This window comes from Glaciimonas sp. GG7 (assembly GCF_052976905.1).
Map to the genome: position 1 here is coordinate 1 of NZ_JBRIIQ010000150.1, position 6,571 is coordinate 6,571.

A 6,571-nucleotide genomic window follows, 5' to 3' on the forward strand; every position below is an offset into this window, starting at 1 on the left:
ATAACTCGGACGCGATGCCGCCTTACCCCTTACCGGCTGAACAGACCAAGTCAACCGTGAAGTCAAATGCATCGAAGGGCGGCGAAGGTTATAACGAACTGCGTTTCGAGGATAAAAAGGGCGCCGAAGAAGTGTATGTGCAGGCCGAGCGCGATTTTAAACGCGTGGTCAAGAATAACGATGTGTTGAAGGTGGGCTTCGAGACCGCTGACAAGGGTAATCAGGACATCGCTATCAAGAATGATCGTCTGCTTGACGTCGGGCATGACCAGACTATCAAGATCGGCAACGACGAGAGCATCCAGATCAGCAAAGACCAGAGTCTGGCCATCGATGGCAACCAAAAGGTGAAAGTCGGCCAGACCATCGTCATCGAGGCTGGCACGTCGATCGAGCTGAAGGTGGGCGCTAGCAGCATCAAGATCGAGGCTGGAAAAATTACCATCAAATCGATCGCGATCGAGATCGCCTCCGACGCGAATACGCAGGTTAAGGCGGGAGCGATGATGGACATCAATGCGAACGGCATCATGACCGTGGCCGGATCGCTGGTAAAAATCAATTGATAAGCAAGCCTGCATAATCGTTTATACGTCGTTGCCTCTCCTTGCCGTACAGTCGTACTGTCTGCGTCGGGGCGCCTGGTCTAAACAATTATGCAGGCTTGCTTAGCGCTCGCGATAATCATCTGTCTGCAGCTGGGAATGATGGTGGCATTTTGCCTATTTTTAATATGGGGATTGATAATGCAATACATACTTAGATTGGCTATAACTTCTGATGGTGTGCGTGGATGGTGCTTAGCTATGCGCAGCCTCCCGGTGATTAATGGCGCTCATCCTGCCTCCCATTTCTGATGAGCCCAATCCTATTAACTCTGCGTATTTTGACTTGCCGTAACCAGGCTGTGCCTCACGCTCCGGTGGGACTTTTTTCCGATGTTGGCGGAACTATCGGTCGTGCGCCGGACAACTTGCTGGTACTGGACGATCCGGGTAAATATATTTCGCGCACGCATGCGCGGGTGGTCTTTCGCGCAGGCGTGTATTTCCTCGAAAACTTAGGGAGTAATCCCAGCGTGGTAAATGATCGGCCACTGGGCAAAGGTTGTGAGATCGCGCTGGCCGATCATGACAGCATCGTCATAGGCGATTATCAGTTGCAAGCGCGCATTGCGATAGCGGTGCCGGTCGCTCCGTTATTTGATTCGCCGCCAGCGGTAGCGTCGGTGCCCGCCCTTGCTGTGTTGCCGGGCCAGTCGAGCGTCGTCGATGCGCTGGCCGGGGCACGCATCCTTGATATCAGTCCCAGTACTGGCGCGGCGCAGTATGACCCGCTGGGACTGAACTTATTTGGCACGGCGGCGCAGTACCGCTCCGCTGAAAGCGATCATGTCTCACCCGAACTCGTGCCGTTCTACCCGCAGTCGATCAGCTCGGCGTCGCCCGCCCAGCCAATACCAGTGGCGTCGGAAAGTGGTTTTACGATACCTGAAGACTACGATCCTCTGGCCGACTGTTTACTACCCACGCCGGTATCGAGCATGGTCGCATCAGTAGTGCCAGCCACCAGGGACAGCGAAGTTCTGCAAGCCCTGCTGCGCGGCCTGGGTCTGCCGGATCTACAAATCAATCGCTCCGACGTTGAGGTCGCCGAGACGGTGGGGGCGATGCTGCGTGAGGCCACTGCCGGCACTATGGAGATGTTGATGGCGCATCCGCTGAACAAAAAAGAAAGCGGCAACGACACAACTATGACGTCCGACAGCGCTAATAATCCGCTAAAGTTTTTTTTAAATTCAGACAGTGCGTTGACGCAAATGCTGACCTCCAATATGACGAGCTATATGCCACCTGTGCAGGCCATGCACAGCGCTTTCATTGAATTGAAAGCGCATGAGTTGGCCGTCATCGCAGGCATGCGAGCGGCGCTGGCAGAGGTGTTGCATCACTTCGATCTGGTTCAAATCGAAAGTCGGCTGGTGGTGCCGAACGTCATGGACAAAATGATGCGCACACGCCGTAAGGCGAAAATGTGGGATCGCCTGGTCAAGCTCTACCCGGAGATTGCGCGCGAGGCCGATGACGATTTACAACGCCTGTTTGGCGAAAAATTCTCTGAGGCTTACGAAGAGAAAGTAGAACGTTCTGGCAGCGTTGGAAAATAGACAGGAAATCACTCTATAAAAGGGACGTCATGGCGCGGAAAAATAAAGTGGTCTGATTGGGAAGTATGTTGCTGCAGTCGTAGCATTTGCAGCAGCATGATCGTTATTGGCAGAGCCAGTCAGAGGTGGTTTCTCGTATGGATTCCACAAAAAAGGGGGCGTGGTCAGCATAATGCGCTCGATGCGTTTCTGTCGCAGACCGTGCCCGCAGCGACTGCATCATATGCAATTCATGACCGTATATCGTGGACCTGACGACTGCGTATGGCTGTGATGACGATAGCTACATAGTGTTATAGAGCAAGGGTGGGGGAGAGTTATATCGGATTTGTAATCTGTCCCCATAAATGGCGACAGACCATTGTCTGACGGTCGGATATAGTAACAAACAGAAAATAGATAGTGCTGGCAAGTTGTATTGGCCAAGTCAGAGTTCTGTCGCGCTAAACAAAGTTATTGATAGGCTCAAGCAGGCCAGATGTTGAAGGATAAAGTGACGCGATATATGCAATCTCGACAGCCAAGCGGGACAAGAAGAATGCCTGACGTTTTTTTGCAAGGCGATGCAGGCTCCGATGGATATAAGCGGCGCTAACAAGGCAGTGATTGACACGACCCATACTGACAAAGAAATCTCTATCGTAGTTCGGCAGCTCAACTACCTCAACAACTACATCGTCGAGCAGAACCATAGCGCCATCATGTGCTGGGTCATTTCACTGCGCTAAAAACGTCTTGGTCGGTATCGAAATCATGTACATGATTCGTAAAGAATCGGTGATCGTAGCCGCCGAAAATGTTTTGCCTGCCAGTTTTATATCTTGGCTAAAAAAATATGTTCAGTTTGACGATGACTCAACAACTTGCTAACTGTCTGATTTATCTCTGCTAATGCGACAGAGCTGCAAACAGACGCGGAATCAATCTATAAAAGGGCCATCATGGCGTGGAAAAATAAAGTAGTTTGGACGGAAGGCATGTTGCTGCAGCCGCAGCATTTGCAGCAACATGACCGTTATTGGCAGAGCCAGTTAGAGGCGCGTGTGGCAGCACTAACGCCGTACGGTTATGGTTTTTCAGAGCTCAAACTGGACGAGCAGCAACTGGCGTTGGGTAAGCTGGCCCTGCAGTCATGCCGCGCGGTGTTACCCGACGGTACGCCCTTTTATCTACCTGCTGAGGATGATTTGCCGCTACCGCTGGATGTGCCGGCCGATGCGCGTAACGTATTGGTGGTGTTAGCGTTACCTTTACGTCGACATGGTGTAGTTGAAGTTGCCAACCAGGATGGTCCGGACAATTTTGCTCGATATCGCAGCGACGATTATGAAGTGTGGGACAGCAATGGGCTAGACAATAGCGCGCTGATGCAGGTTGGTAAATTGCGGCTGCGTATCGCCCTTGAAAGTGAAGTGGCTAACGCTTACGCCACGCTGGGCATCGCCCGCATCGTCGAGCGGCGTGCCGACAACCGCGTGGTGCTAGACCCTGAATATTGTCCACCGTGCCTTGACTTTCGTGCTGCGCCGCGTTTGGCTGGCTTCGCCGACGAGCTGGTGGGCCTGTTGCATCAGCGCGGCGACGCGCTGGCCGGGCGTCTGTCGCAGCCAGGCGCGGCCGGTGCCGCCGAAATCGCCGATTTTCTATTGTTGCGATTGCTTAATCGCGTAGAGCCATTATTCAGGCACCTGGTCGGTGGCACTGGTGTGTGGCCGGAGCGACTTTATAGTGCCATGCTGGAATTGGCGGGCGAGCTGGCGACCTTCACTGAAGCGAGCAAGCGAACTGGCACCTATCCACAATACCGCCATGACTATCTTGCAGAGAGTTTTGCACCGCTGATCGCCGACCTGCGGCGCGCCCTTTCGACGGTGATGGACTCACAAGCGGTACCGATTCCGCTCGAAGAACGTCAGTTCGGCATCCGAGTGGCGGTACTGGCTGATAAAGAATTGCTGCGTTCTGCCAGCTTCGTACTGGCGGTGAACGCGAAGATGCCGACCGATGCGTTGCTCAACGCTTTCCCGGCGCAGACGAAGATTGGCTCGGTGGAAAAGATTCGTGATCTGGTCAATTTGCAGTTGCCGGGTATTGGTCTGCGCGTTTTGCCGGTAGCGCCAAGACAGTTGCCGTTTTATGCAGGTTACACGTATTTCGAGCTAGACCGCGACAGTGAATATTTCCAGCAGCTCATTAACTCGGCCGGGTTCGCGATGCATGTGGCCGGCGATTTTCCAGGATTGCAAATGCAATTCTGGGCCATCAGAAAGTAGGTCGGTGTGAACATAGAAAATCTTCTTGATTTGAACCAGAGTCCGGATACAGTCATGATGATAGAAATAACATTTAGATGCTGCGTTAAGCGATTCTCCGTGCAATGATTCCAACTCCGATCATTCAGGGTGCTGTATTGGCACCCGCTGCCGGGATCATCCCAGAACTGCCGGGTAGCGGCCTCAATCCGCTGGTGCGCGCTGCGAATCCCTTGCTTGACTTGGTGGTGCCACTGCGCATCACTATTGAGCCGCCTGATTTGCCACAATTGCGTGAGCGCCTGGCGCTCGCGATTAAAACATTTGAAATCGACGCCCGTGCCAGTGGCGTGGATAACGAGGCTATCGCCGCGGCGCGCTACGCTGTGTGTACGCTACTTGACGAAACTATTGCCAGCACGCCCTGGGGTAGTGATGTGTGGAATACGCGTAGCCTGCTGGTGGCCTTCCATAATGAGGCCTCAGGTGGCGAAAAAATCTTTCTTATCCTGCAGCGTCTGAGCCAGAATGTGGCCATCAATCTGGACGTGCTGGAGTTCATGTATGTGTGTTTGTCATTGGGTCTCGAAGGCCGCTATCGATTGATCGACCAGGGCCATGTGCAATTGATGGCGCTACGCGAACGACTGCTGCAACTGATCCGTCAGCATCGCGGTAGCTACAAAGCCGCTTTGTCGCCGGCATGGCGAGGCGAGGGCCGGCAGGCGCTGTCACCGCTGCGCCTTATTCCGGTCTGGGTTCTGATTGCGGCCGGGGGGCTACTGATCGTGCAACTGATCTGCAGCGCGAGATTGAACCGCCATTTGGCTCCGGTGCTCGCCAGCCTGTCAAAAATCAACGTGGCACATGTACGGACCGCGCCGGTGGTGGTGCGTGCGTCACCACCGGCCACTTCATTACGTATTGCCGACTTTCTGGCACCGGAAATCACCCAAGGCCTTGTGGCTGTACAAGAAACGGGCGAAGGTTGCGTCATTACCGTGCGTGGCGACGGCATGTTTGGTTCCGGCAGAACAGTAGTACAAAATAAGGTCATGCCATTGCTGAAACGCATCGGGGACGCGCTCAAGACGCTGCCTGGCAAGGTGATCGTCATCGGTCACACCGACGACACCAAATTTCGCCAGTCAGCGGGCTCTCCATCAAACTATAGTTTATCCAAGGCACGCGCCACCGGCGTGATGCAGGTGCTGGCAGGCCGTGCCGGGCCTCCCGACCGCTTCAGTGCCGAAGGGCGTGGCGATACTGAGCCACTAGTGGCCAACAATACATCTGCCAATCGGGCGCTTAACCGCCGCGTCGATATCGTCGTATTGACTCCGGCGCAAGTGCCATGATGACGCGCATATTTTTACTGATTTTTATCCTCTGCGGCGGACGACTATGAAACGATTATTTTCTTGGCTGTTTAAGTCCTGGCTACTATCCCTGCTTGGCGTGGTGATGTTGTCGCTGCTGGTATGGTTCGAAGGACCGCTATTCGCCTTCAACGGCATGGTGCCATTCGCTTCGAGCAGTGTGCGCTGGCTCTTCATATGGTTGTTTTTTGCCATCTGGGTCGGCTACTTTTTGTGGCAAGCCATCGCGGCCAAACTCGCCAGCCGACGCCTGTTGGCCAGCCTTGTACCGCCTAAGGATAGCGCTGGAAAAGACGTACAGCAGCAGGAAGTGTTGCAGGAGCAGGCCTTGCTGGAGAAGCGTTTGCAGCAGGCAATGGCGGTCTTGCGCCGTGCTGCGCCGGGCAAGAAAAAGTGGAGCGGCCGCTATCTTTATCAACTGCCTTGGTACATGTTCATTGGCGCACCAGACAGTGGCAAGACCACCACGCTGCTTCATTCGGGCCTGAAATTTCCGTTGACAGACGCGTTGACATCAGGTGTCCTCGACGCCCCAGGCGGCACACGCCATTGCGATTGGTGGTTCACCGATGAGGCGGTGTTAATCGATACGGCTGGCCGCTACATCACACAGGACAGTCCCAGTGGAACAGACAAGATTGGTTGGAACGGTTTTCTTGAGTTACTGAAAAAATACCGACCACGGCGACCCATCAACGGAGTCATCGTCGTGCTCAGTGTGATCGATTCGTGCTTGTCCGTGGTACTCGGCATAGAACTACTGAGTCGGAGAC

6 protein-coding genes are annotated in these 6,571 nt (G+C 54.0%); 5 read left to right on the forward strand and 1 reads right to left on the reverse strand.

Going from position 1 to position 6,571, the window contains the following annotated elements; genetic code table 11:
* Both ACVBEF_RS19965 and tagH read left to right on the forward strand, forming a co-directional pair.
* Nucleotides 1-566: bacteriophage T4 gp5 trimerisation domain-containing protein (locus ACVBEF_RS19965; RefSeq protein ID WP_447125665.1), on the forward strand; the 566-nt coding region annotated here is incomplete at its 5' end.
* A 290-nt stretch (nucleotides 567-856) separates the two neighbouring features.
* Nucleotides 857-2,167: a type VI secretion system-associated FHA domain protein TagH gene (tagH, locus tag ACVBEF_RS19970; RefSeq protein WP_447125666.1), complete on the forward strand. Its 1,311-nt coding sequence runs from the start codon at nucleotides 857-859 to the stop codon at nucleotides 2,165-2,167.
* A gap of 443 nt (nucleotides 2,168-2,610) precedes the next feature.
* Here the strand turns inward: tagH and ACVBEF_RS19975 are convergent, their stop codons facing one another.
* Entirely contained in the window at nucleotides 2,611-2,859 is a 249-nt protein-coding gene (locus ACVBEF_RS19975) for a hypothetical protein (protein WP_447125667.1), read from the reverse strand.
* Nucleotides 2,860-3,108: 249 nt separating this feature from the next.
* On the opposite strand from ACVBEF_RS19975, the gene tssK reads away from it, so the two are divergent.
* From tssK to ACVBEF_RS19990, 3 genes are all read left to right on the forward strand, one after another.
* Nucleotides 3,109-4,440 carry a type VI secretion system baseplate subunit TssK gene (tssK, locus tag ACVBEF_RS19980; RefSeq protein ID WP_447125668.1) on the forward strand — a complete coding sequence of 444 codons (1,332 nt, stop codon included), beginning with the start codon at nucleotides 3,109-3,111 and terminating at the stop codon, nucleotides 4,438-4,440.
* 104 nt (nucleotides 4,441-4,544) lie between these two features.
* Entirely contained in the window at nucleotides 4,545-5,777 is a 1,233-nt protein-coding gene (gene icmH, locus ACVBEF_RS19985) for a type IVB secretion system protein IcmH/DotU (protein ID WP_447125669.1), read from the forward strand.
* 46 nt (nucleotides 5,778-5,823) lie between these two features.
* Nucleotides 5,824-6,571 (forward strand): type VI secretion protein IcmF/TssM N-terminal domain-containing protein (locus ACVBEF_RS19990; RefSeq protein ID WP_447125670.1); only part of this gene is annotated, 748 nt, incomplete at its 3' end.

Bases quoted from the DNA above. Each gene is read 5' to 3' on its own strand.
- tssK (WP_447125668.1), top strand. From the start codon at position 3,109: ATGGCGTGGAAAAATAAAGTAGTTTGGACGGAAGGCATGTTGCTGCAG.
- tagH (WP_447125666.1), top strand. From the start codon at position 857: ATGAGCCCAATCCTATTAACTCTGCGTATTTTGACTTGCCGTAACCAG.
- ACVBEF_RS19975 (WP_447125667.1), bottom strand. From the start codon at position 2,859: ATGGTTCTGCTCGACGATGTAGTTGTTGAGGTAGTTGAGCTGCCGAAC.
- icmH (WP_447125669.1), top strand. From the start codon at position 4,545: ATGATTCCAACTCCGATCATTCAGGGTGCTGTATTGGCACCCGCTGCC.